Source organism: Streptomyces sp. TOM-9, assembly GCF_056858595.1.
In genome coordinates, this window is the sequence record NZ_JBXEQB010000001.1 from 6,070,013 (window position 1) to 6,093,781 (window position 23,769).

Annotated in this window: 23 protein-coding genes and 2 tRNA genes; 17 read left to right on the top strand and 8 right to left on the bottom strand. The window is 72.7% G+C overall.

Features of this window, described 5'->3' with window-relative positions:
• Nucleotides 1-45 precede the first annotated feature (45 nt).
• The 4 genes from AC1VWI_RS28440 (at nucleotide 46) to AC1VWI_RS28455 (ending at nucleotide 3,093) form a co-directional block, all read left to right on the top strand.
• Complete coding sequence (locus AC1VWI_RS28440) at nucleotides 46-1,149, top strand: SDR family oxidoreductase (RefSeq protein WP_499513846.1); 1,104 nt, start codon at nucleotides 46-48, stop codon at nucleotides 1,147-1,149.
• A 59-nt stretch (nucleotides 1,150-1,208) separates the two neighbouring features.
• Nucleotides 1,209-1,667 (top strand): molybdenum cofactor biosynthesis protein MoaE, encoded by a 459-nt coding sequence (locus AC1VWI_RS28445; protein ID WP_499513847.1) that lies wholly within the window; start codon nucleotides 1,209-1,211, stop codon nucleotides 1,665-1,667.
• Between the two features lie 146 nt (nucleotides 1,668-1,813).
• The gene (locus AC1VWI_RS28450) at nucleotides 1,814-1,981 is read left to right on the top strand and encodes a hypothetical protein (RefSeq protein WP_179279782.1); all 168 of its coding nucleotides are present in this window, start codon (nucleotides 1,814-1,816) and stop codon (nucleotides 1,979-1,981) included.
• Nucleotides 1,982-2,025: 44 nt separating this feature from the next.
• Nucleotides 2,026-3,093, top strand: a complete 1,068-nt coding sequence (locus tag AC1VWI_RS28455; RefSeq protein ID WP_499513848.1) for a YlbL family protein — start codon at nucleotides 2,026-2,028, stop codon at nucleotides 3,091-3,093.
• A gap of 65 nt (nucleotides 3,094-3,158) precedes the next feature.
• Here the strand turns inward: AC1VWI_RS28455 and AC1VWI_RS28460 are convergent, their stop codons facing one another.
• Nucleotides 3,159-3,713, bottom strand: a complete 555-nt coding sequence (locus tag AC1VWI_RS28460; RefSeq protein WP_499513849.1) for a PPA1309 family protein — start codon at nucleotides 3,711-3,713, stop codon at nucleotides 3,159-3,161.
• Between the two features lie 125 nt (nucleotides 3,714-3,838).
• On the opposite strand from AC1VWI_RS28460, the gene AC1VWI_RS28465 reads away from it, so the two are divergent.
• The 5 genes from AC1VWI_RS28465 (at nucleotide 3,839) to AC1VWI_RS28485 (ending at nucleotide 10,487) form a co-directional block, all read left to right on the top strand.
• Nucleotides 3,839-6,721, top strand: coding sequence for a UPF0182 family membrane protein (locus AC1VWI_RS28465; protein WP_499513850.1), 2,883 nt, complete (start codon nucleotides 3,839-3,841; stop codon nucleotides 6,719-6,721).
• A 39-nt stretch (nucleotides 6,722-6,760) separates the two neighbouring features.
• A tRNA-Met gene (locus AC1VWI_RS28470) sits at nucleotides 6,761-6,834 on the top strand.
• A gap of 201 nt (nucleotides 6,835-7,035) precedes the next feature.
• Nucleotides 7,036-8,898 carry a tetratricopeptide repeat protein gene (locus AC1VWI_RS28475; protein WP_499513851.1) on the top strand — a complete coding sequence of 621 codons (1,863 nt, stop codon included), beginning with the start codon at nucleotides 7,036-7,038 and terminating at the stop codon, nucleotides 8,896-8,898.
• A gap of 51 nt (nucleotides 8,899-8,949) precedes the next feature.
• Nucleotides 8,950-9,023: transfer RNA gene (locus tag AC1VWI_RS28480), tRNA-Met, on the top strand.
• A gap of 204 nt (nucleotides 9,024-9,227) precedes the next feature.
• Nucleotides 9,228-10,487: a hypothetical protein gene (locus tag AC1VWI_RS28485; protein WP_499513852.1), complete on the top strand. Its 1,260-nt coding sequence runs from the start codon at nucleotides 9,228-9,230 to the stop codon at nucleotides 10,485-10,487.
• On the opposite strand, the gene AC1VWI_RS28490 is transcribed toward AC1VWI_RS28485, so the two are convergent.
• Nucleotides 10,457-10,867, bottom strand: coding sequence for a Fur family transcriptional regulator (locus tag AC1VWI_RS28490; RefSeq protein ID WP_499513853.1), 411 nt, complete (start codon nucleotides 10,865-10,867; stop codon nucleotides 10,457-10,459). The genes AC1VWI_RS28485 and AC1VWI_RS28490 overlap by 31 nt on opposite strands.
• Before the next feature lie 156 nt (nucleotides 10,868-11,023).
• Between AC1VWI_RS28490 and AC1VWI_RS28495 the strand changes: the two genes are divergently transcribed.
• Entirely contained in the window at nucleotides 11,024-12,484 is a 1,461-nt protein-coding gene (locus AC1VWI_RS28495; protein ID WP_499513854.1) for a catalase, read from the top strand.
• A gap of 77 nt (nucleotides 12,485-12,561) precedes the next feature.
• Here the strand turns inward: AC1VWI_RS28495 and AC1VWI_RS28500 are convergent, their stop codons facing one another.
• Complete coding sequence (locus AC1VWI_RS28500; protein WP_499513855.1) at nucleotides 12,562-12,951, bottom strand: CBS domain-containing protein; 390 nt, start codon at nucleotides 12,949-12,951, stop codon at nucleotides 12,562-12,564.
• Nucleotides 12,952-13,093: 142 nt separating this feature from the next.
• Complete coding sequence (hisN, locus tag AC1VWI_RS28505) at nucleotides 13,094-13,891, bottom strand: histidinol-phosphatase (protein WP_499513856.1); 798 nt, start codon at nucleotides 13,889-13,891, stop codon at nucleotides 13,094-13,096.
• Between the two features lie 160 nt (nucleotides 13,892-14,051).
• On the opposite strand from hisN, the gene AC1VWI_RS28510 reads away from it, so the two are divergent.
• A complete protein-coding gene (locus AC1VWI_RS28510) occupies nucleotides 14,052-14,678 on the top strand; it encodes a TetR/AcrR family transcriptional regulator (RefSeq protein WP_499513857.1) in 627 nt (208 codons plus the stop codon).
• Between the two features lie 39 nt (nucleotides 14,679-14,717).
• Here the strand turns inward: AC1VWI_RS28510 and AC1VWI_RS28515 are convergent, their stop codons facing one another.
• The 4 genes from AC1VWI_RS28515 to AC1VWI_RS28530 form a co-directional block, all read right to left on the bottom strand.
• Nucleotides 14,718-15,041: a DMT family transporter gene (locus AC1VWI_RS28515; protein WP_361798116.1), complete on the bottom strand. Its 324-nt coding sequence runs from the start codon at nucleotides 15,039-15,041 to the stop codon at nucleotides 14,718-14,720.
• Between the two features lie 65 nt (nucleotides 15,042-15,106).
• Entirely contained in the window at nucleotides 15,107-16,108 is a 1,002-nt protein-coding gene (rsgA, locus tag AC1VWI_RS28520) for a ribosome small subunit-dependent GTPase A (RefSeq protein WP_499513858.1), read from the bottom strand.
• A 3-nt stretch (nucleotides 16,109-16,111) separates the two neighbouring features.
• Nucleotides 16,112-17,458: a 3-phosphoshikimate 1-carboxyvinyltransferase gene (aroA, locus tag AC1VWI_RS28525; protein ID WP_499513859.1), complete on the bottom strand. Its 1,347-nt coding sequence runs from the start codon at nucleotides 17,456-17,458 to the stop codon at nucleotides 16,112-16,114.
• Nucleotides 17,459-17,544: 86 nt separating this feature from the next.
• The gene (locus tag AC1VWI_RS28530) at nucleotides 17,545-18,240 is read right to left on the bottom strand and encodes a M50 family metallopeptidase (RefSeq protein ID WP_499513860.1); all 696 of its coding nucleotides are present in this window, start codon (nucleotides 18,238-18,240) and stop codon (nucleotides 17,545-17,547) included.
• Nucleotides 18,241-18,294: 54 nt separating this feature from the next.
• Here AC1VWI_RS28530 and AC1VWI_RS28535 point away from each other — a divergent pair, with 54 nt between their 5' ends.
• The 6 genes from AC1VWI_RS28535 to AC1VWI_RS28560 all read left to right on the top strand — a co-directional run bounded on the left by AC1VWI_RS28535 (nucleotide 18,295) and on the right by AC1VWI_RS28560 (nucleotide 23,620).
• Nucleotides 18,295-19,110, top strand: coding sequence for an SOS response-associated peptidase (locus AC1VWI_RS28535; RefSeq protein ID WP_499513861.1), 816 nt, complete (start codon nucleotides 18,295-18,297; stop codon nucleotides 19,108-19,110).
• Between the two features lie 38 nt (nucleotides 19,111-19,148).
• Nucleotides 19,149-19,781, top strand: coding sequence for an alpha/beta hydrolase family protein (locus tag AC1VWI_RS28540; RefSeq protein WP_499516938.1), 633 nt, complete (start codon nucleotides 19,149-19,151; stop codon nucleotides 19,779-19,781).
• A gap of 232 nt (nucleotides 19,782-20,013) precedes the next feature.
• Nucleotides 20,014-20,673 (top strand): sigma-70 family RNA polymerase sigma factor, encoded by a 660-nt coding sequence (locus AC1VWI_RS28545; protein WP_026251453.1) that lies wholly within the window; start codon nucleotides 20,014-20,016, stop codon nucleotides 20,671-20,673.
• Nucleotides 20,670-20,990, top strand: coding sequence for a mycothiol system anti-sigma-R factor (gene rsrA / locus AC1VWI_RS28550; protein WP_499513862.1), 321 nt, complete (start codon nucleotides 20,670-20,672; stop codon nucleotides 20,988-20,990). Before AC1VWI_RS28545 ends, rsrA begins: the two co-directional genes overlap by 4 nt.
• 120 nt (nucleotides 20,991-21,110) lie before the next feature.
• A complete protein-coding gene (locus AC1VWI_RS28555; protein WP_499516939.1) occupies nucleotides 21,111-22,412 on the top strand; it encodes an HD-GYP domain-containing protein in 1,302 nt (433 codons plus the stop codon).
• Nucleotides 22,409-23,620, top strand: a complete 1,212-nt coding sequence (locus tag AC1VWI_RS28560) for an HD-GYP domain-containing protein (RefSeq protein WP_499513863.1) — start codon at nucleotides 22,409-22,411, stop codon at nucleotides 23,618-23,620. Before AC1VWI_RS28555 ends, AC1VWI_RS28560 begins: the two co-directional genes overlap by 4 nt.
• The last annotated feature ends 149 nt before the right edge of the window (nucleotides 23,621-23,769 follow it).

Below are 23,769 nucleotides of genomic sequence, written 5' to 3' on the forward strand. Positions count from 1 at the left end.
GCGGACCGCGCACCCGGTACCAGAGACAACCGTGGGAGACACCTGGTGAGTTCCCCAGAACCGACCGTTCGCCCAGAGCGGAGCGGCGGCAGGGCCCCCGCCGGACCTGTGGTCGCCGTCACCGGCGCCGCCTCCGGTGTCGGCCTGCTGCTGGCCCTGCGGCTGGCCGAATCCGACCAGGTCAAGAAGGTCGTGGCGATCGACGAGCGCCGCGGCGACGTCCCCGGTGCCCAGTGGGCGGTGCTCGACGTACGGGACCCGGCGATCGCCGAGCGGCTGCGCGGCGTGGACGTCGTCGTCCACCTCGCGCTCGACCTGGACCTGGAGTCCGACCCCAAGGCGCGCAGTGCCTTCAACGTGCGCGGTACCCAGACGGTGCTCACCGCGGCGGCCGCCGCCGGCGTGCCGCGCGTGGTGCTGTGCACCTCGGCCATGGTCTACGGCGCCCACCCGGACAACGACATCCCGCTCGCCGAGGACGCCCCGCTGCGCGCGACCGCGGAGGCGTCCTTCGTGGGCGACCTGCTGGAGATCGAGCGGCTGGGCAAGCGCGCCCCCCGGGCGCACCCCGGCCTCAACGTGACCGTCCTGCGCCCGGCCGTGCTGGTCGGCGGCACCGACACCGCGCTGACCCGCTACTTCGAGTCGCCGCGGCTGCTGGTGGTGGGCGGCAGCCGCCCCTGCTGGCAGTTCTGCCACGTGGAGGACCTGGTGACGGCGCTGGAGCACGCGGCGCTGGAGAAGGTGGACGGCGAGATGACCGTGGGCTGCGACGGCTGGCTGGAGCAGGAGGAGGTCGAGGAGCTCTCGGGCATCCGCCGCATGGAACTGCCGCCCGCGGTGGCGCTCGGCGCGGCCTCCCGGCTGCACCGGCTGGGGCTCACCCCCTCCCCGGCGGGCGACCTGGCGTACACGATGCACCCGTGGGTGGTCAGCGGCAGCCGGCTGCACGAGTCGGGCTGGCGGCCGAAGTGGACCAACGAGGAGGTGCTGGCCGTCCTGCTGGAGGAGGTCTCCGGCCGCAACTCCGTCGTCGGGCGGCGCCTGGGCCGCAAGGACGCGGCCACGCTCGGCGCGGCCGGTGCGACGGTCGCCCTGGTCGGCACGGCGGCGATGGTGCGGCGGGCGCGCAAGCGCCGCGGTGTCTGAGCGTCGCCGCGCGAACTCGCTCCGGAAGGGGGTTTCCGCATGGCGGGTGATGGGGCAGCATGAGGCGCATGGCACAGACGCACGACGAACCCGTCCGGCTCATCGCGGTCCGGGACACGGAGCTGTCCGTGGACGAGGTCTTCCGCGCCGTGGGGCACGATTCCGCCGGGGGCACCGCGCTGTTCGTCGGCACGGTCCGTGACCACGACGGCCCGTCGGGCGCGGAGGTGACCGGGCTCGGCTACTCGGCGCACCCGGGCGCGGAGGCCGAGCTGCGCCGGGTCGCGGAGAAGGTCGTCGCGGACTTCCCGGTCAAGGCACTGGCCGCCGTCCACCGGGTGGGCGACCTGCGCGTCGGCGACCTCGCGGTCGTCGTCGCCGTCTCCTGCCCGCACCGGGCCGAGGCCTTCGCCGCCTGCCGGCGGCTCATCGACGACCTCAAGCGCGAGGTCCCGATCTGGAAGCACCAGGCCTTCGCCGACGGGACCGAGGAGTGGGTCGGCGCCTGCGCCCACTGACCCCCGGGGGAGGGCGGTCGCCGCCCGCCTCGCCACTGAGTGGCCCACCTGCGGTTGCGTAACCTGCCACCCACTCTGAACGTTGTAGCAGCAGAAGATTAGTCTGCTCATAGTTCTTGATCGGCATGCGCGTCCAGGAGGCCGAAGTGGCAGCGCTCGCATGGTTGCTCATCCCGCTGGTCGCCGCGATCGCCGCGGCCGTCTGGGGAAGCTGGGCGGCGCGTACGCGGTCCACCGGGGACGGCGCCTCGCTCGCCGACTACGAGCGTTTCCGCGAGGCCATGCAGCGCACCGGATCGGGCGGCCCGGCCTGAGGCCCCACGGGGCGGCTGCGGGTTCCGTACCGTACTGTCGTTCCATGCCACGCCGCACCGCGACGCTGCTCGCATCGACCCTGACCCTGATAGCGCTGCTGTGCGTCGCGCTCCTGTGGCCCGTGCCGTACGCGGAGATGTCGCCGGGGCCGACGGTGAACACGCTCGGGTCGCACGGCGGGGCTCCGGTGCTGCAGATCTCGGGGCACAAGACGTACCCGACCAGCGGTCACCTCAACATGACCACGGTGCGGGTGACGAGCGCGGACTACTCGATGAACCTGGTCGAGGCGGTCGTCGGCTGGCTGGCGCACGACCAGAAGGTCGTCGAGCACGACACGCTCTACCCCAAGGGGCAGACGGCCGAGGAGGCCGACCAGGAGAACGCGGAGGAGTTCACGCAGTCCCAGGACAGCGCGAAGGTCGCGGCGCTCGACGAGCTCGGCATACCCGTCGGTTCCCGGGTGATCGTCTCCGCCGTGGTCAAGGGCGCCCCGGCCGAGGGCGAGCTGCACGCCGGAGACGTGATCAAGGCCGTGGACGGCGAGCCGGTCAAGGCGGCGGGCGACGTCGCATCGCTCGTCACCAAGCACCAGCCGGGGCAGAAGGTGGTCTTCACCGTCGTGCCCAAGGGCGCCAAGGGCGACGCCACCCAGGACGTGACCATCACCACGGCGAAGTCGGACGACGACGGCGAGGCCCGGGCGGTCGTGGGCATCCAGGCCGGCGTCGAGCACACCTTCCCGTTCAAGATCGACATCAAGCTGGCGGACGTCGGCGGCCCGAGCGCCGGCCTGATGTTCGCGCTGGGCATCGTCGACAAGCTCACCCCGGAGGACCTCACCGGCGGCAAGTTCGTCGCGGGCACCGGCACGATCGACGACGAGGGCAAGGTCGGTCCCATCGGCGGCATAGACATGAAGACCATCGGCGCGCGGCAGAAGGGCGCCGAGTACTTCCTGACCCCCGCCGACAACTGCGCGGAGGCGGCGACCGACACCCCGAGCGGCCTCACCCTGGTCAAGGTGAAGACCATCGACGACGCCCTGGACGCGCTCAAGGACATCCGCGACGGCAAGACGTCGGCCCTGCCCTCCTGCACGAAGGGCTGAGCGGCGGACGCATCCCGCATCCGTACGGACCGACGGCCCCGGGGAACTCCCCGGGGCCGTCGGCGTCACTCCTCGAAGGTCGCCGCCAAGGCGTCGGCCAGCCCCGGCACCAGCGCGGAACCGGTCAGCACCTCGGTGGGGGAGTCCTTCTCGCGCAGCCGCACCGCCGACTCCCGGGACCCGTCCCGCAGCACGCCCACCGTCATGCGGACCTCCTGGCGGTCGGGGTGCCCGGCGACCCAGCGGGCCAGCGCGGCGTCGTCCAGCCCCTGCGGGATGGACTCCTCAGCGGACGGCGGCAGCATCAGCCGCTCCACGGTGAGCGCGCAGCCGCTGACGACACCGGGCCAGGCGATGGTGGCCAGGAACTCGTCCAGCGCGGCGCCCGGCGGCAGCTCGTCCTGCTCGATCGGGGTCAGCCCCGCGGCTGCCCCGTCTCCGAGGCCGAGTTCCTCGGCCAGCTTGGGCTCCTGTACGCGCAGCGCCGCGGTGTCGACGAGGGCGAAGAGCCGGGCGGGCTGGTCCCAGCCGAGGCCGGACGCGTAGTCGTCGATTTCCAGGACGGCACGGGTGAGCGGGTTCGCGGTGAGCGGCGCACCTTCGGACGTGTTGTTGGACATGCTCAACATCCTGCCTGTTCTGTGACCCGCATCCCCAATCGGGAGCCTTGGGGAACTGAGTAAACGCTGAGTAAGTTGCATCAGTGGGCGCCGGTAGGGCGTCCGACGGAGACCGACACTTCGAGGTGCGCACCTTGGTATTCCAGATGCCGGACCGCGGCGGGGGTCCGCACGGGCCGCGGATCAGAGTGGGCCGCCCGTCGCGGCGAGCCCGGACACTGCTCATGACCCTGGGCGTCCTGGCCGTGCTGGCCATGGCCTTCGTCATGTTCTCGGGTTTCTGGACCGACTGGCTCTGGTACCGCTCCGTCCACTATTCCTCGGTCTTCACCACCACCCTGTGGACCAAGATCGGCCTGTTCTTCGTCTTCGGCCTGCTGATGGCCGCGGCCGTCGGCGTCAACGTGTACCTCGCGCACCGGCTCCGGCCGCCGCTCAGCGCGATGTCGATGGAGCAGCAGAGCCTCGACCGCTACCGGATGGGCATCGCCCCCTACAAGAAGTGGGTGCTGCTCACCGTCTGCGCGCTCGTGGGGCTGATCGCCGGAGCCTCCGCCTCCAGCCAGTGGCGCACATGGCTGCTGTGGACGAACTCCACGTCGTTCGGCACCAAGGACCCGCAGTTCCACGTGGACATCTCCTTCTACGCCTTCGACCTGCCCTGGTACCGCTTCCTGCTGAGCTTCGGCTTCGCGGCGGTCGTGCTGTCGCTGCTGGCGGCGGCGCTGGTGCACTACCTGTACGGGGGCCTGCGGCTCACCTCCCCGGGCGGCCGGGCGACGGCGGCGGCGACCGGGCACCTGTCGGTGCTGCTGGGCCTGTTCGTCACCCTGAAGGCCGTCGCGTACTGGCTGGACCGCTACTCGCTGGCGGTGAAGTCCGGCAACCTCAGGTCGGGCGACTGGACGGGTCTGCGCTACGTGGACGCCAACGCCTACCTGCCGGCGAAGACGATCCTGTTCGCCATCGCCATCATCTGCGCGCTGCTGTTCTTCGCCACCCTGTGGCGGCGCACCTGGTCGCTGCCGCTGATCGGCTTCGGCCTGATGGTGCTGTCGGCGATCCTGATCGGCGGCCTGTACCCGGCGATCGTGCAGAAGTTCCAGGTGCAGCCGAACGAGGCCGCCAAGGAGCAGCCGTACATCCAGAAGAACATCGACGCCACGCGTGAGGCGTACGGCATCGACCACGCCGACGTGACGGACTACTCGGGCACGAGCGGGGACGGCAAGGAGAAGCTGCGCAGCGACGCCGACACGGCGGCGTCCATCCGCCTGCTGGACCCGAACGTGGTCTCGCCGACCTACCAGCAGCTGCAGAAGGTGCGCGGCTACTACGCGTTCCCGTCCACGCTCGACGTCGACCGCTACACGATCGACGGCAAGGAGCAGGACACCGTGGTGGGCCTGCGGGAGCTGAACCTCGAGGGCATCCCGCAGCACAGCTGGATCAACGACCACTTCAAGTACACGCACGGCTACGGCATGGTGGCGGCCAAGGGCACCACCACGACCGCCAGCGGCGAGCCGGACTTCACCGAGTACAACCTGCCCACCAAGGGCGACCTCGGGACGTACCAGCAGCGGATCTACTACGGCGAGCAGACCAAGCAGTGGTCGATCGTCGGCGACAAGACCACGCCGGAGATCGACTACACCGACGACAGCGGCGAGAAGCCGTACACGTACACCGCCAAGAGCGGCGTCGGCCTGAAGAACCCGGTGACCAGGCTCGCGTACGCGGTGTCCTTCGGCGAGCCGCAGATCTTCTACTCCGGCGCCGTCGGCGACGACTCGCAGATCCTGTACAACCGCATGCCCAAGGAGCGGGTCGAGGCGGTCGCGCCCTGGCTGACGATCGACGGCGACTCCTACCCGGCGGTCGTCGACGGCCGGATCGTGTGGATCGTCGACGCCTACACGACGAGCAACGGCTACCCGTACTCGTCGCGCACGACGCTGGGCGACACCACCGCGGACTCGCTGACCGACGGGCAGCGCGCCGTGCTGGCGCAGCAGAACCAGGTCAACTACATCCGCAACTCGGTGAAGGCGACCGTCGACGCGTACAGCGGCAAGGTCACGCTCTACCAGTGGGACACCGAGGACCCGGTGCTGAAGACCTGGATGAAGGCCTTCCCGGACACGGTCGAGCCCAAGACGGCGATCGACGACGCGCTGATGGCGCATCTGCGCTACCCGCAGGACCTGTTCAAGGTGCAGCGCGAGCTGCTGACGCGCTACCACGTCACCAAGGCGTCGACCTTCTACAGCGGCAGTGAGGTGTGGGCGGTTCCCAACGACCCGGCCGCCAAGACCGGCAAGTCGGTGCCGCCGTACTACCTGAGCCTGAAGATGCCCGGCCAGAACGACCAGGCGTTCTCGCTCACCACGACCTTCACGCCGAACAAGCGCGAGAACCTCAGCGCCTTCATGGCGGTCGACGCGGACGCGAAGAGTCCGGAGTACGGCGCGATCAGGGTGCTGAAGCTGCCGTCGAACACCACGGTGTCCGGACCGCAGCAGGTGCAGAGCCAGTTCAACTCCGACCCCGACGTGGCGGAGAAGATCAGGCTGCTCAAGGGCGGTGACTCGGAGGTCGAGTACGGCAACCTGCTGACCGTGCCCCTCGACGGCGGGCTGCTGTACGTCGAGCCGGTCTACGTCCGCGGCGCGGGCACCAACTACCCGCTGCTGAAGAAGGTGCTGGTGAGCTACGGCGGCCAGACCGAGTTCGAGGACACGCTCGCGCAGGCGCTCGACGCCGTGTTCGGCTCGGACGGCGGCACGCCCGAGACGCCACCGGAGACGGGCGGGGGCACCCAGCCGCCGGCCTCCGGCAATCCGACGGTCGCCCAGGCCCTGGAGGACGCCCAGCAGGCGTACGACGCGGGCCAGAAGGCGCTCAAGGAGGGCGACTGGGGCGCGTACGGCCAGGCGCAGAAGGATCTCGCCGACGCGCTGAAGCGGGCCCAGGAGGCCGAGCAGCAGGCGGGCGGGCAGGGCTGACGGGGCCCACCCCGCGTCGTGGTACTGTTGTTCCACCGACGCGGGGTGGAGCAGCTCGGTAGCTCGCTGGGCTCATAACCCAGAGGTCGCAGGTTCAAATCCTGTCCCCGCTACTGTTGGAGAGGGCCCGGAGTCAATAGACTCCGGGCCCTTTCACTTGTAGGGGGGGAACTGGTACCGCAGAGGTTTCGGTTGGCATCATGTCGGGAAGTCGACAAAACGCTGTAGTGACCTACGAAGTGACCAACTGGGATCGGCTGAACTCTGCAGGTTTGCCGCATACCAGGTGTACTGCGGGTACGGGTGATGCGACGATGGACCTCATGGGGGATGGTGCAAGGCTGCTGAAGACTCGTCAGATCCGGGATCCCGGGTCCGCGGGGCGGACGACCGTGCCCGCGGCCGGGGCCGCGCTGGTGCCGGCCGTCGCCGACCTGCTGCCCGGTCCGCGGGTGGGCGGTCTCGACGAGGAGCGCCTCATCGAGTCCGACCTCCCGGACGAGGAGACCCTGGAGGCCCGCGAGGAGGCCGAACTCGAGGCGCGCCACCGGCGGGCCGCCGAGCACGGCGACATCGGGGCCATGAGCGTCCTGGGCACCCTGCTGCTGCGCCGCGGCGACCTCGAGGGCGCCGAGCCCCATCTGCGCGGCGCCGCCGCCGGAGGGGACCGCCCGGCCGCCAACAACCTGGGCCTGCTGCTGCACCAGCGCGGCTACGCCGACGAGGCCGCCGCCTGGTGGCGCATCGCGGCGGTCGCCGGTTCCGCCGCGGCCGCGCACGCGCTCGGCCGGCACTTCCGCGAGCGCGGCGACGAGCCCGGCGCGGAGTACTGGCTGCGCCAGGCCGCCGAGTCCGGGCACACCCTGGGCGCGTACGCGCTGGCCGACCTCCTGGACCACCGGCGCGACGTCGGTGCCGAGCGCTGGTTCCACGCCGCCGCCGAGCACGGCCACCGCGAGGCCGCCTACCGGCTCGCCGGCATCTGCGCCGAGCGCGGCGAGGAGCGCGAGGCCGAGCAGTGGTACCGGCAGGCCGCCGCCCGCCGGCACCGCAGGGCCGCCCTGCGCCTCGGCACGCTCCTGGAGGAGCGCGGCGAGTTCGAGGAGGCCAAGCGCTGGTACCTGACCGCCGCCCGCGACGGAGAGCCGCGCGCCGCCTGCGCGCTCGGCTTCCTGCTGCGCGACGCCGGTGACGTCGACGGGGCCGCCACCTGGTGGCGGCGTGCCGCCAACGCCGGCGACGGCAACGCCGCCAACGCCCTGGGCGCGCTGCACGCCCAGGAGGGCGAGACCCAGACCGCCGAGCGGTGGTACCGGGCCGCGCTCGAGGCGGGGGACATCAACGGCGCCTTCAACCTCGGTCTGCTCTGCGCCGGTCAGGGCCGCACGGCCCAGGCCGAGCAGTGGTACCGCAAGGCCGCCTACACCGGGCACCGCGAGGCGGCCAACGCGCTCGCCGTGCTCCTGCTGCAGCGCGGCGACGCGGCGGGCGCCGAGCCCTGGTTCTCCAAGGCGGCGGAGGCGGGCAGCGTGGACGCCGCCTTCAACCTCGGCATCCTGTACGCCGGGCGGGGCGACGACGCCACCGCGCGGCGCTGGTACGAGCGCGCTGCGGCCAGCGGTCACGGCGAGGCCGCGCTCCAGGTGGCCATCGCCCTGCAGAAGGAGGGTGACGCGCACGGCGCCGAGCGCCACCTGCGCTGCGCGGCGGGCGGCGGCAGCCCGGAGGGCGCCTTCCGGCTCGGTGCGCTGCTGGACGCGCAGGGCACGCAGGAGGCCGAGGGCGAGGCCGAGGAGTGGTACGCACGCGCCGCTGGCCAGGGGCACCGCCGTGCCCAGGTGCGGCTCGGCATGTGTGCCGCCAAGCGCGGGGACGTCGTGGACGCCGCCCACTGGTACCGGGAGGCCGCCGAGGGCGGCAGCCGCAACGGGGCCTTCAACCTCGGGCTGCTCCTCGCCCGCGAGGGCGCGGAGCCGGAGGCCGCCCTGTGGTGGACGCGTGCCGCCGACGCGGGCCACGGACGCGCCGCGCTGCGGCTGGCCCTGCTGGCCGCACGGCACGGACAGCTCGCGGACGCCCAGGCGTGGTGCGCCCGCGCGGTGGAGTGCGGCCCCGCCGAGGTGGCCGAGCGGGCCGCCCGGCTGACCGACGCCCTGGAGCACGAGCTGTCCGCGTGAGAAGCGATTTGCGCTGCTCAGCGCCGGGAGGGTAGTCTGAAGACACAACGACGCGGGGTGGAGCAGCTCGGTAGCTCGCTGGGCTCATAACCCAGAGGTCGCAGGTTCAAATCCTGTCCCCGCTACTGAAGAGAAGGCCCGGAAGCCATGGCTTCCGGGCCTTCTCGTATGCGTTGGGTATAGGCCAGGCATGGTTCGGGCAAAAGGGTGCCGACGATCCTGGGCCCACCGGCGCCGGCGCGCGATCCTGAGGACAGGCCCTCAGGCGGCGCGAGGAGGCGGGGTTGCTGCGCAGGCGGCGTAAGCGGCAGCCGACGGAACTCAGGGATGTGACGCGGTGGGGTCGGTTGTGCGCGGCCGCGGAGGCGGAGGGCCTGCTGCGCGAGCTGCGCGGCGCCGCCGACGACGAGGAGGCCGCCTACGACCGCGCGGCGGCGCTCAAGGCGCTGGCCGCGGCGCCGCCCCGGCTGTGGCTGCTGCTGGACCGTGCCGCCCGGGTGCAGGAGGGCACGCCCCCGGCGCCCGGCGACAGTGAACCGCTGCGCCTGTTGCTGGCCGCGATGGACCGGGACGGCCGCATCCGGCAGGCCGCCGTGGAGGAGCTGGCGGTGCACGGCGGGCCGCTGGTGGCCTCCGCCCTCGCGCTGCGGACGGCGGACTGGGTGGACCAGGTTCGCGACCGGGCCCTGGAGGCGCTGCTGCGCCGTACCGCCCCGGACGAGGCCGCCGCGGCCGTACGGCTGCTGCTGAGGCTGCGCGGACGGAGCCGGGCGACGCACACCCCCGAGGCGTACCGCGGGGTGCTGGCGGCGCCCGAGGCACGGCGGGCGGTGCGTGCGCTGGCCGCCGACACGGACCCGCTGACCCGGCGCTTCGGGGTCGAGCTGGCCCTGGAACTCGGCGAGTTCGTCCGCGGGGACCTGGTGCGCACGGCGCTGCGCGACCCGGACCAGGTGTGCCGCAGACTGTGCGCCGAGCGGCTGCTGCAGATGGACCCGGACCAGGCAGGGCGGCTGCTGTGGGCCCGCTCGGCGGCCGTGCGGGAGCTGGCGGTCGCGGCGCTGCCGGACGACGTGCCGGCGGCCCGGCTGACCGCGCCGCTGGCCGACCCGGCGCGGATCGTCCGCGCCCAGGCCCGCTGGCGGCTGTACAGCAGGGGAGAACCCCCGGCACTGGCGTACCGCAGGCAGCTGCTGCGCTGCGGCCCGCAGAGTCCGCCGCGGCTGGTGGCCGGGCTGGTGACGGGGCTGGGGGAGTGCGGGGACGCCTCGGACGCGCCGCTGCTGCTGCGGCTGGCCCGTGAGGTGCGCACTCCGTGGCCGCCCGTGGTGCGCCGTGCCGCGGTGCGCGCCGCGGGACGGCTCGTCCCGCGGGAGGGGCTGTTGCGGCAGCTGGCGCCGCTGGCCGTGGATCCGGACCCCGGGGTGGCCAGGGAGGCCTTCGAGGCGCTCTCCAAGGTCGCCGGCCAGGTGCCGGTGGAGACGGTGTGGGTGGGGCGCACCCGGCCGGAGCAGGGGGTGCGGAAGGCCGCGGAACGCGTGCGGCGGGCCGCGCAGCGTCAGGCGCAGGCGGGGCACAGGCCCCGGTAGGTGACCTCGACCTGGGAGACGGTGAACCCGAAACGCTCCGCGTCGGGCAGGTCCGCCAGCGGGTTGCCGTGCGGGTGGACGTCCCGGACGGTGCCGCAGCTGGAGCACACCAGGTGCTGGTGCGGGCGGTGGGCGTTGGGGTCGTAGCGCTTGGCGCGGCCGTCGGTGGCGACCTCTATGACCTCGCCGAGCGACACCAGTTCGCCCAGGGTGTTGTAGACGGTCGCGCGGGAGATCTCGGGCAGTCTCGCCGCCGCGCGGGCGTGCACCTCGTCGGCGGTCAGGTGGACGTGGTCGCCGTCCAGGACCTCGGCCACGACGCGCCGCTGCGCGGTCATGCGCCATCCGCGGCCGCGCAGTCGTTCCAGCAGGTCACTCATTCCATTTCACCTATCAGTGGGATGGCAACAGCTTAACAGTGACGGTCCGTGTTCCGACCGGGTACGAGTTTGGGGCTCTTCTTGACTTGGACTCTGTCTATCGTAGGATCGCTTCCGGCGTAAGCCACGGCACAGCACCAACCCAGGGAGAAGCACGTGACGGTTCAGGAGACCGGCCCGCTGACCACGGAGGCGGGCGCCCCGGTCGCGGACAACCAGAACAGCGAGACCGCGGGCCCCGGGGGACCGGTCCTGGTCCAGGACCAGCAGCTGCTGGAGAAGCTCGCCCACTTCAACCGCGAGCGCATCCCGGAGCGCGTGGTGCACGCCCGTGGCGCCGGCGCCTACGGCACCTTCACGGTGACCGCCGACGTGACGAAGTACACGCGGGCGGCGTTCCTCTCCGAGGTCGGCAAGCAGACGGAGACCTTCCTGCGGTTCTCCACCGTCGCCGGCAACCTGGGTGCGGCGGACGCCGTGCGCGACCCGCGCGGCTGGGCGGTGAAGTTCTACACCGAGGAGGGCAATTACGACCTCGTCGGCAACAACACCCCGGTGTTCTTCATCAAGGACGCCATCAAGTTCCCCGACTTCATCCACACCCAGAAGCGCGACCCGTACACCGGGTCCCAGGAGGCGGACAACGTCTGGGACTTCTGGGGGCTGTCGCCCGAGTCGACGCACCAGGTGACCTGGCTGTTCGGCGACCGCGGCATCCCGGCGAGCTACCGCCACATGAACGGCTACGGCTCGCACACCTACCAGTGGAACAACGAGGCCGGCGAGGTCTTCTGGGTCAAGTACCACTTCAAGACCGACCAGGGCATCCAGAACCTCACCCAGGAGGAGGCCAACCGGCTCGCCGGTGAGGACCCGGACTCCCACCAGCGCGACCTGCGCGAGGCCATCGAGCGCGGCGAGTTCCCGAGCTGGACCGTGCAGGTGCAGATCATGCCCGCGGCAGAGGCGGCGGCCTACCGCTTCAACCCGTTCGACCTCACCAAGGTGTGGCCGCACGAGGACTACCCGCCGATCGAGATCGGCAGGCTGGAACTCAACCGCAACCCGCAGAACATCTTCGCCGAGGTCGAGCAGTCGATCTTCTCCCCGGCGCACTTCGTGCCCGGCATCGGCCCGTCCCCGGACAAGATGCTGCAGGGCCGGCTCTTCGCCTACGGTGACGCCCACCGCTACCGCGTCGGTATCAACGCCGACCACCTGCCGGTGAACCGCCCGCACGCGACCGAGGCGCGCACCCACGGCCGCGACGGCGCGCTCTACGACGGCCGCCACGGCGGGGCCAGGAACTACGAGCCGAACAGCTTCGGCGGCCCGGCGCAGACCGGCCGTCCCCTGTGGTCGGCCACCGCGGTCGCCGGGTACACCGGCAACCACGAGGCTCCCTCGCACGCCGAGGACGACGACTTCGTGCAGGCGGGCAACCTCTACCGGCTGATGTCGGAGGAGGAGAAGGAGCGCCTGGTCGCCAACCTCTCGGGATTCATCGCCAAGGTGTCGCGCGACGACATCGCCGAGCGCGCGATCGGCAACTTCCGCCGTGCCGACGAGGACTTCGGCAAGCGGCTGGAGGCCGCCGTCCGAGCCCTGCGCGGCTGACGGGCGTCCGTCCCACAGACCCGGAGGGGACCGGGTGCGTCCAGGCACCCGGCCCCCTCCGATCCATGTCCGGGCCGTCAGCCGGCCAGGGCGCGCGCGGGCTGCCAGCAGCGCACGATGTCGCGTACGGAGACCATGCCGACCGGGTTGCGGTCGTCCAGCACCACCAGGTGCCGGAAGCCGCCGCGTACCATCGCGGCGGCCGCCTCCTCGAGGGTCCACCGGGGCGCGGCGAAGACCACGTCGGTGGTGGTGTGGGCGGCGGCGAGTTCGTGGTCGGGGTCGAGCCCCGCACCGATGGCGTTGAGGATGTCGCGCTCGGTCAGGATGCCGAGACCGCAGGTGTCGGGATCGAGTACCACCGCCGCGCCCACCCGTCGGGCGGACATCAGCCGGGCGGCCTGGCGGAGGGTGTGGGCGGGACCGACCGTGAGAACGACCGTACTCATGGCGTCGCGTACGAGCATGGGATACCCCTCGGGCTGCGTCGTGGCCGTCTTGAGAACCGTTTCACAAATGCACAAGCTCACGCATTCTCATGTTCACATGCGCCGCGGTCCGCAGCAAGGGGCGCGCGGAGGGTGATCGGTAGTGTGAGGGGTCGGTCGGTTACGGGCGGTTCAGGAAGTCGAGCATGTCCTCGTGCAGCAGCCCGTTGGACGCCGCCGCGTTCCCGCCGTACGGTCCCGCGGTCCCGTCCAGGCTGGTGAAGCGCCCTCCGGCCTCGCGGACGATCACCTCGTTCGCCGCCATGTCCCACAGGCTGAGTTCGGGCTCGGCGCAGATGTCCACGGCGCCCTCGGCGACCATCATGTAGGGCCAGAAGTCACCGTAGGCGCGCGTCCGCCAGCAGGACCGGGTCAGGTCGAGGAAGCCGTCCAGGCGGCCCTGCTCCTCCCAGCCGCTCAGCGAGGAGTACGCGAAGGAGGCGTCCGCCAGCCGGCTCACCTGCGACACCCGCAGCCGCGTGGCCGAGGACAGGCTGCGCCCGGTGTACGCCCCGCCGCCCTTCACCGCCCACCAGCGGCGCCCCAGGGCGGGCGCGGACACCATGCCGACCACGCCCTCGTCGCCCCGCTCCCCGCGCACCATGAGCGCGATCAGGGTGGCCCACACCGGCACCCCGCGGACGTAGTTCTTGGTGCCGTCGATCGGGTCGACGATCCAGCGCCGCGGACCGCTGCCCTCCGTGCCGTACTCCTCGCCGAGCACGGCGTCGCGCGGCCTGGCCCGTCCGAGCTGACTGCGGATCAGTTCCTCGGCGCGCTTGTCCGCCTCGCTGACCGGCGTCATGTCGGGCTTGGTCTCGACCTTGAGGTCCAGGGACTTGAAGCGCTCCATGGTGGCGGCGTCGGCGGCGTCGGCAAGGATGTGGGCGAGGCGCAGATCGTCGTTGAAGTCCGGCATGGAGCGAACAGTATCGATCGCGGCAGGTCGAGGTCACGCAGGGTACGCGGGGAGGGTTGACACGGACCGACGGCCCGTCAATTCTGGCCCACAGCCCCTGAGGCCGCCCGGTACCGGTGGAGACCGCTCGAGACCCGCTTGAGACCGCTTGGAGGCGATCGTGCCGACAGCGCGTGAATCACTCCTGGACGCGGCGCTGTCCGCTCTGGGCGACCGCTCGTGGGCGACGATCAGGATGGTCGACGTCGCGGCCACGGCCGGGGTGTCGCGGCAGACCCTCTACAACGAGTTCGGCACCAAGGAGGGGCTCGCGAGAGCCCTGGCGCGGCGGGAGGCGGAGGCGTTCCTGGCGGGCGTGGAGCGCGCCCTGGACGCCGCCGGGCGGCAGGGCGCCGACGCCGGCGACTGCTTCGCCGCCGCGACCGCCTGGACCCTGCACAGTGCCCGCCGCAGCCCGCTGGTGCGCGCGGTCCTCACCGGCTGCCGCGGGGACCGGGTCCCGGCGGCGGCCGTCGTGCCGGTGCCGGTGCCGCGGCTGCCGGGCCGGCGGCAGCGGAGGGACGACGCCCCGCTCGCCCCGGCCGAACTCCTCGACGGCTTCCGGGCGCGCGCCGCGACCGTGCTGGGGCGGCGCTTCCCCAGAGTCGACCGGGCCGAGGCCGACTGGGCCTGTGAGACCGCGGTGCGCGTCACCGTCTCCTACGTCGTCGCACCCGCGGCCTCCGACGAGGAGGCGTGCCGGCGGGTCGCCCGGCTGGTCCGGGGGCTGCTCCAGCGCGGCTGGTGACGGGCGCGGCGCGGCCCCGGTGCGGACCGGCCGGGGCGGTCAATGGGTGGAGCCGGAGAGCTGGAGCCCGATGACGCCCAGGACGACCAGGCTGATGGAGATCAGCTTCAGGGTCGAGACGACGTCGCCGAGGAAGGCCATGCCGTAGATCGCGGTCCCGGACGCCCCGATGCCCGTCCACACCGCGTACGCGGCCCCGACGTCCAGCTTCTTCAGGGCGAGCGTGAGCAGGCCGAAGCTGCCGAGTGCGAAGGCGCAGAACGCGATGGTCGGCCACAGGCGGGTGAACCCGTGGGAGAGCTTGAGGCAGACCGCGAAGCCGGTTTCGAGGAGTCCAGCGACCACCACGAGGAGCCAGGCCATCGAACGCCCTCCCGTTTCCGTCTGTCGATGAGCGATCATCACACAGCATGCCCGGAAATGGGGTCTCAGTCCCCTTCCTTGCGCTCACGCGTCGCGAGCAGCCGCCGCAGCGAGAACAACCGGGCGGGTTCCGCGTGCCCGTCGGCGACCCAGGCGTCCAGCGCGCAGTCGGGTTCGTCGTGGCTGCAGGCCCGCGGACAGTCCTCCGTGCCCGGCTCCAGGTCGGGGAAGGCGTGGATGACCCGGGACGGATCGACGTGGTGGAGGCCGAAGGAGCGCACCCCCGGGGTGTCGATGACCCAGCCCTCCGCGCCGCTGAGCGGCAGCGCGAGCGCCGAGGTGGTGGTGTGCCTGCCGCGTCCGGTGACCGCGTTGACGAGGCCGGTCGCGCGCTGACGCTCCACCAGGGCGTTGACCAGGGTGGTCTTCCCGACGCCGCTGTGGCCGACGAAGGCGGTGATCCGGCCCTTGAGGTGCTCGCGGACGGCCGCCGTCGCGTCGGCGTCGAAGTGCTCGTGGCTGGTGACGACGTAGGGGACGCCCAGGGGCGCGTACGTCTCCAGCAGCGTTTCCGCCGAGGCGAGATCGGACTTGGTGAGCACCAGCAGCGGTTCGAGCCCGGCGTCGTACGCCGCCACCAGACAGCGGTCGATGAGCCGGGGGCGCGGCTCGGGGTCGGCGAGGGCGGTGACGATGGCGAGCCGGTCGGCGTTGGCGACGACGACCCGCTCGTACGGATCGGTGTCGTCGGCGGTGCGGCGCAGCACCGAACTGCGCTCCTCGACGCGCACGATGCGCGCCAGCGTGTCCTTCTCGCCGGACAGGTCGCCGACGATGCCCACCCGGTCGCCGACCGCGATGCCCTTGCGGCCCAGTTCGCGGGCCTTCATCGCGGTGACCGTGCGGTCCTCGACGAGGCAGGTGATGCGGCCGCGGTCGATGGTGAGGACGAAGCCCTCCTCGGCGTCCTCGTGCTTGGGCCGGATGCTGGTGCGGGGGCGGTTGCCCTTGCGGTTCGGGCGGACCCGGACGTCGTCCTCGTCGGTGTGCTTGCCGTAGCGCCGCATGGTTCAGGCCCGCACGGGGGACGCGGAGGCCGCCGGTGCCGTGCCCAGCATGGCCGTCCACATCTCGGGGAAGTCGGGGAGCGTCTTGCCGGTGGTCGCGACGTTCTCGACCCGGACGCCGTCGACGGCGAGGCCAAGGACGGCGCCCGCGGTGGCCAGCCGGTGGTCCTCGTAGGTGTGGAAGACACCGCCGCGCAGCGGCCGCGGCCGGATGCGCAGTCCGTCCTCGGTCTCGGTGACGTCGCCGCCGAGCTCGTTGATCTCCTTGCTCAGCGCGGCCAGCCGGTCGGTCTCGTGCAGACGCAGGTGCCCCACGCCGCGCAGCACGGACTCGGAGTCGGCGAGCGCGGCGACCGCCGCGATGCCGGGCGTGAGTTCGCCGACGTCCGACAGGTCGGCGTCGATGCCGTGGATCCGGCCGGAGCCGGTGAAGACCAGGCCCGTGTCCGTCAGCTCGCACGAACCGCCCATCCGGGTGAACAGCTCGCGCAGCGCGTCACCGGGCTGGGTGGTGCGCCGCGGCCAGTCGGGGATGACCACACGGCCGCCGGTGACCAGCGCGGCGGCGAGGAAGGGCTGGGCGTTGGAGAGGTCCGGCTCGACGGTGAGGTCGACGCCGAGCAGCGCGCCGGCGTCGACCCGCCACACGTCGGGCTCGCCGCCGTTCTCCGGGGTGTCGACCTTGGCCCCGGCGTGCCGCAGCATCTCCACGGTCATCTTGATGTGCGGCAGCGACGGCAGCGTCGGGCCGGTGTGCCGCACCTCGACACCCTGGTTGAAGCGGGGGCCGGACAGCAGCAGGGCGCTGACGAACTGGGAGGACGAGGACGCGTCGACCGACACCGGCCCGCCGTCCAGCGCCCCACCGCCGTGCACGGTCAGCGGCAGTGCGCCGCGGCCCTCGTCGTCGATGCGGGCGCCCAGGGTGCGCAGCGCGTCGATGACCCCGTTCAGCGGGCGCTCGTGGCTGCGCGGGTCGCCGTCGAAGTGCACCGGGCCGTCGGCGAGTGCGGCGACCGGCGGCAGGAACCGCATGACCGTGCCGGCGTTGCCGACGTCGACGGAGGCCGGACCGTGCAGCCCCGCCGGGATGACCCGCCAGGCCTCGCCGCCGTAGGGATTGACCACCTCGTCGATCTGGACGCCCATGGTGCGCAGCGCGTCGGCCATCAGCACGGTGTCGCGGCTGCGCAGCGGGCGGCGCAGCCAGCCCGGCTCGGAGGCGAGCGCAGCGAGCACCAGGGCGCGGTTGGTGACCGACTTGGATCCGGGCACGGTGACCGTCGCCTGGACGGGGGCGGACGCGAGCGGCGCGGGCCACAGGGCGGTGTGCGCGGGGTTACCGGTCATGGCCCCCAGCGTAGTGGCTCAAGGAGAAGGCGAATCGCTCACAAAGCGGACGAAACCTGAAGGAAACAGATACCCGCTCGCAAGGCCTACAGACCCACCAGCCAGCGGCCGCCGCCGAACAGCGACAGCAGCGCCACCGCGTAGAACAACAGCATCCACAGTGCCGCCGGGGTGTGCGTCAGCCGGGCCAGCTGGTCCGCGTCCGATCCGGGCGCCGCACCACCGCGCCGCTTGCGCTGGAGCTCCAGGACCGGCCGTACGCCCCCGAACAGCAGGAACCACACCACCAGGTAGGCGAAGGCCGCCTGGACCCCGGGCTCGGTCAGCCAGGACACCAGCAGGAAGAGGCCGCCGGTCACGAGGACGGTCAGCACCCCGTACGCGTTCCTGATCATCACCAGCATCACCAGGAGCAGGGCCGTCGCCCCCCACAGCAGTGCGGTGATGTGCCCCGCCGCGAGCAGCAGGGCCCCGCCGAGGCCCAGCAGGGACGGCGCGGTGTAGCCGGCCGCCGCGGTGAGGATCATGCCGAGGCCGTACGGCTTGCCGCGGGAGACGGTCAGGCCCGAGGTGTCCGAGTGCAGCCTGATGCCCTGCAGACGGCGTCCGGACAGCAGGGCGACCAGGCCGTGGCCGCCTTCGTGGGCGATCGTGATCGCGTTGCGGGACAGCCGCCACAGGACGTGCGGCAGCACCGCGGCGAGGGCGACGGCCGCCGTGGCGCCGACCAGCCAGGGGGAGGGCGCGGGCTGGGTGCCGAAGATGGAGTCGAAGAGCTGCACGGTTCCGCACCATACGACGGCCGGCTGTGTCCGCGCCGTGGCAATCTGGCACTCATGTGCGGTCGATATGCAGCGAGCCGGGGGCCCGAGGATCTCGTCGGGCTCTTCGACGTGCGGAAATGGGATCCCACCGAGGCGCTGGACCCCAATTGGAACGTCGCGCCGACCGACAGCACCTACGCGGTGCTGGAGCGGCCCGACAAGGAGACCGGCGAGATCGTGCGCCAGCTGCGCACCCTGCGCTGGGGGCTGGTGCCGAGCTGGGCCAAGACGCCCGACGTCGGTGTGAAGATGATCAACGCCCGGGCCGAGACCGTGCACGAGAAGGCCTCCTACCGGCGCCCCTTCGCCTCGCGCCGCTGCCTGCTGCCCGCCGACGGCTACTTCGAGTGGGTCACCGGCAGGGACGAGCGGCAGCTGGAGGAGGAGGGGAGGAAGAAGCGGCCCCGCAAGCAGCCGTACTTCGTCACCCCCGTCGACGGCTCGGTCTTCGCGATGGCCGGGCTGTACGAGTTCTGGCGCGACCGCACCCTGCCCGACGAGCACCCGCGCGCCTGGTGGGTCACCTGCACCGTCATCACCACCGAGGCCGAGACCGAGCCCTTCGCCGACGCCGACGAGCGCCCCGGCGGCCCGCGCTCCCTGGCCGAGATCCACCCGCGCATGCCGTTGTGGATCACCCCGGAGCACTGGGACGACTGGCTCGACCCCGCGCGCACCGACGTCGCGGACCTGCGCGGCCTGCTCGTGCCGCCGCGGCCCGGCCTGCTGCGGGCGTACCCCGTGCGCACCGAGGTGAGCAACGTCCGCAACAACGGGCCCGAGCTGGTCGAGCCGATCGAGGCGCCCGAGGAGGCGACCCTGTTCTGACCGCCCGCGGTGCCAGACTGGCCGCTGTGAGCGAGATCATGGAGACCGTGCCGACGCCCGTGGGGGACGCCCGTGTCCTCTGGCACCGGGCCCGCCGGCCGCGCGCCGTCGTGGCGCTGGGCCACGGTGCGGGAGGCGGCGTCGAGGCCCGTGACCTGCAGGCCCTGGCCGGTGCCCTGCCGCCGCGCGGCTGGACGGTCGCGCTGGTGGAGCAGCCCTGGCGGGTGGCCGGCAAGAAGGTGGCGCCCGCGCCGAAGACCCTGGACACCGCGTGGACGGCGCTGTGGCCCGCACTGGCCCGGCCCGGCCTGCCGGTCGTCGCCGGCGGCCGCAGCGCGGGGGCCCGGGTGGCCTGCCGTACGGCGGTGGAGCTGGGCGCGGTCGCGGTGCTGGCGCTGTCCTTCCCGCTGCACCCGCCGGGCAAGCCGGAGAAGTCCCGGGCCGGCGAGCTGACCGGCGCCGGGGTGCCGGTCCTGGCCCTGCAGGGCGGGCGCGACCCCTTCGGCCGCCCCGACGAGTTCCCGGAGGGGTACGAGCCGGTCGAGGTGCCGCACGGCGACCACGGGTTCGCCGTGCCGAAGTCCGCGGACCTCACCCAGGAGGCAGCACTCAGCGTCATCACGGACGCGGTGCTGGGCTGGCTGGAGGAACTGCCCCCGCTTCGGGAATGAGCGGTGCGCGACCCGTGTTGTGCGAGTCGTCCACGCGAAAGAACGTACGCACAGTGAGGAAGGCAGCCGGATGGTCAGAGCCGAGTGCCGCGCCCGTGCCGAGGCGCCCTACCTGTCGTGGCCGGAGTGGCCGGCGATGGGCGGGGCGGACAGGAACAGCGCGCCGATCCCGCCCGGGATATCCTCCGATGGCGTGGGGTCCGCTTACGGCCCCGTGACCGTCGTGGAGGAGGTGGGTCCGGTCAGCGGCAACGACGACAGCCCGTCCGAGGTGCCTGAGGTGCAGGTGACTCCGGAGTCCGACGTCGAGCGCAGCGCGCGCTTCGAGCGGGACGCCCTGGAGTACCTGGACCAGATGTACTCGGCGGCGCTGCGCATGACCCGCAACCCGGCCGATGCCGAGGACCTGGTGCAGGAGACGTACGCGAAGGCGTACGCGTCGTTCCACCAGTTCCGTGAGGGCACCAACCTGAAGGCGTGGCTGTACCGCATCCTCACCAACAGCTTCATCAACTCCTACCGCAAGAAGCAGCGCGAGCCCCAGCGCAGCGGCACGGAGGAGATCGAGGACTGGCAGCTGGCCCGCGCCGAGTCGCACATGTCGACGGGTCTGCGCTCCGCCGAGTCCCAGGCGCTGGACCACCTTCCCGACTCGGACGTGAAGCAGGCGCTGCAGGCGATCCCGGAGGAATTCCGGATCGCGGTCTATCTCGCGGACGTCGAGGGCTTTGCCTACAAGGAGATCGCCGACATCATGGGAACCCCCATCGGTACGGTGATGTCCCGTCTGCACCGGGGGCGGCGGCAGCTGCGTTCGTTGCTGGAGGACTACGCGCGGGAGCGCGGGCTCGTCCCGGCGGGCGCGGGAGATGAGAAGGGCTCGGGCACATGAGCTGCGGCAACCCGCATGAGACGGACTGCTCCGAGGTACTCGAACATCTTTACGAGTACCTGGACAACGAGATGTCCGACGACGCCTGCGCCAAGTTCAAGCAGCACTTCGACGAGTGCCACCCTTGCTTGGAGAAGTACGGCCTGGAGCAGGCCGTCAAGAAGCTGGTCAAGCGCTGCTGCGGGCACGACGACGTGCCCACGGACCTGCGGTCCAAGGTGCTCACGCGGATCGAGCTGATCCGCGCGGGCGAGGTGGCGCCGGTGCCGGAGCCCGCGGACGGCGGCAGCACGCCGACCGGTTTCCCGGCCGGCTGACGCAGCCCGTACAGGCAAGCCACCCGGGATCACCCGAAGGCGGGAATCGCGGCCGCTCGCCCACCGCGCGACGGCCGCGCCCCTAGCCTCGGTGGGGTGCGTGCGAAGCGGACGGTCCGGATGCTCCCCGCGGCGGCGCGGGTGTACATCCCGCTCGTCGTGGTGTCGGCGTGCGGCGCCCTCGTCACCGGCCCCCACGAGGGCACTCCCTGGGCGACCGCGGCCGTGCTGGCGGTGGTCTACGCGGCAGGGGAACGGACGGGGGCGTCCCTGCCCCCGGTGCTCTTCGCGGCCGCGCTCCTGCTTCCCCCGGGCGCGGCCGCACTCGTCGCCGTGCCCGGTGGCCTCCTCGCGCCGGTCCGGGGCGAGCCGGGCCCGGTGCGCCGGGTCTGGCACGCCGCGCAGCTCGCCCTGGCCACGGCCGCCGCGGCCCAGGTCCGGCACGCCTTCGGGGAAGGCGACTTCGCGCGGTTGCCGGGACTGCTGGTGCCCGCGCTGGCGGCCGTCCTCGCCTTCTGCCTCTACTCCGCCGCCCTCACCGCCGGCGTGCTGATCACCGCCGAGCGCACCGCCCCGGCCGTGGCCTTCCGGGAGGCCCTGCTCGAACCGCTCGCCCCGCACCTCACCTACGGCCTGGTGGGGCTCATGGCCGCGGTGCTCTGGCAGGGCCCGTACGGGGCGGTGGCCGCGGTCCTCGCCCTGCTGCCGACGCACATCGCGCGCTGGGTCGTCGGCCAGGCGCGCCGCGAGCGGGCCGCGCACCAGGCCACGGTGCGGGCGCTGGTGCAGGCCGTGGAGATCAAGGACCGCTACACCCGGGGCCACAGCGAGCGCGTCGGCCGGGCGTCGGCACTGATCGCCCGCGAGATCGGACTGCCGCCCGAGCGGGTGGAGGCCCTGCGGCTGGCCGGCATCCTGCACGACATCGGCAAGCTGGGGGTGCCCACCCGGGTGCTGCGCAAGGACAGCCCGCTCACCCCCGAGGAGCGGCGGATCATCGAGCTGCACCCCGGCTACGGCCACGAGATGGTGCGCGGCATCGCCTTCCTCGACGACGCCCGCACCGCGATCCTCCACCACCACGAACGCCTCGACGGATCGGGCTACCCGTACGGCCTGGCCGGCGAGGCCATCCCGTCCTCGGCGCGGCTGGTGGCCGTCGCGGACGCCTTCGACGCGATGACCTCCACGCGGGCCTACCAGGCCACCCGCGGAGTCGACGACGCCCTGGGGGAGCTGCGCCGCTGCGCCGGCAGCCACTTCGACCCCCTCATGGTGCAGGCCCTGATCCGCGCCGTCCGGCGGGACGGCTGGAACCCGGCGGTCACCGCCGACGAGCCGGAACCCTTCGCCCCCGCGCAGACCCGGCGCCACGCCCGCCGCGAGGCCCCGCCCGGCCGTACCCCCGAGCCGCGCCCGTGAGCGCCACCGGACGCCGCGGAGGCGGCGACCACCGGCGCCGTCGCAGACGCACGCCCTTCGTCGTGCTCGCCGTCCACGGGGTCGCGCTCGCCGTGGGCGGCGCCGCCCTGGTCTGGACGGCGTCGCACGGCGTCGCCGATCCCGCGGCGGCCGCCGCGTTCGGGGCGCTGGTCGTGGTCGGCGAAGCCTTCCGGATCCCGGAGCCCGAGGGACGGGAGGCAGCCCCCGTCGCCTTCGCCGGGGCCCTGGCGTACGCGCTGCTCGCGGCCGAGGCGGTGGCGGTGGTGGTGGCGGTCTCCGCCGCCGCGGTGGTCGCCGGGCAGTTGAGGGGCGCGCCACGGGACGCGGCGGCACGGCGCGTGCTGACGGTGGCGTTCGCCGCGGCGACCGGGCAGCCGCTCTACGGCGGCAGCGGCGGCCATCCGGGCTACGCCGTCCTCCTGCTGGCCAGCACGATCCTGTGCGACGCCGTGCTGGCCGCCGTGCTGGGCGCCGCCCGCACCGGGCATCCCTTCGCCTCCGTCCTCCGCGACGAACTGGCCGTCCTGCCGGGCGTCGGCTCCGCCGTGTGCGCCGGCGGGGTCGTGCTGGCGCAGGCCGAGCAGGCGGCCGGGCTGTGGGCGCTGCCCGTGTGCGGGGTGCCGCTGCTGCTGACGCAGACGGCCTTCCGGCGGCACGCGGCGATCCGGGCCACCCATCGGGAGACCATCGCCTCGCTGGCCCGGGCCACCGAGGTCGCCGGCTACACCCCGGTGGGGCACGCCCGCCGGGTCAGCGAGCTCAGCCACGCCATGGGACGGGAACTCGGCCTGGGCGGACGGTCGCTGGCGGCCCTGGAGCACGCCGCGCTGATGCACGACATCGGCCAGCTCTCCCTCGTCGACCCCGTGCCCGGCGGTGCCACCTCGTCCCTCGATCAGGTGGAACGGCGCCGCATCGCCCTGCTCGGCGCGGAGGTCGTACGCCGGACGGGTGCGCCCGAGGAAGTCGCGCGGATCGTGGAGGGACAGGCCGATCCGTACCGGGAGCAACCGCTCGCGGGACGCATCGTGCGTACGGCCAACGCCTACGAGGACCTGGCCGGAGGCGGCACCGCCGTGGGCCGGGGGCTGCAGGCGCTGGAGCGGTTACGCCTCGATACCGCGCACGAATACGACCCTCGCGTGGTCGAGGCGCTGACCAGGGTCGTTGCCCGGGCCGGGCAGTGAACCCACCGGTAATGAGCGGGCGCACCAAGGGGCATGGTTGGATGCCCGCAGGGGCGCAGAGCGCTCAAGAGGCGCACCATGGCGGCGATGCTGCCAAACCGACGCGCCCGGCCGTGTGTGACAGGCCCTGCCGATGGCAAGGAGGACTG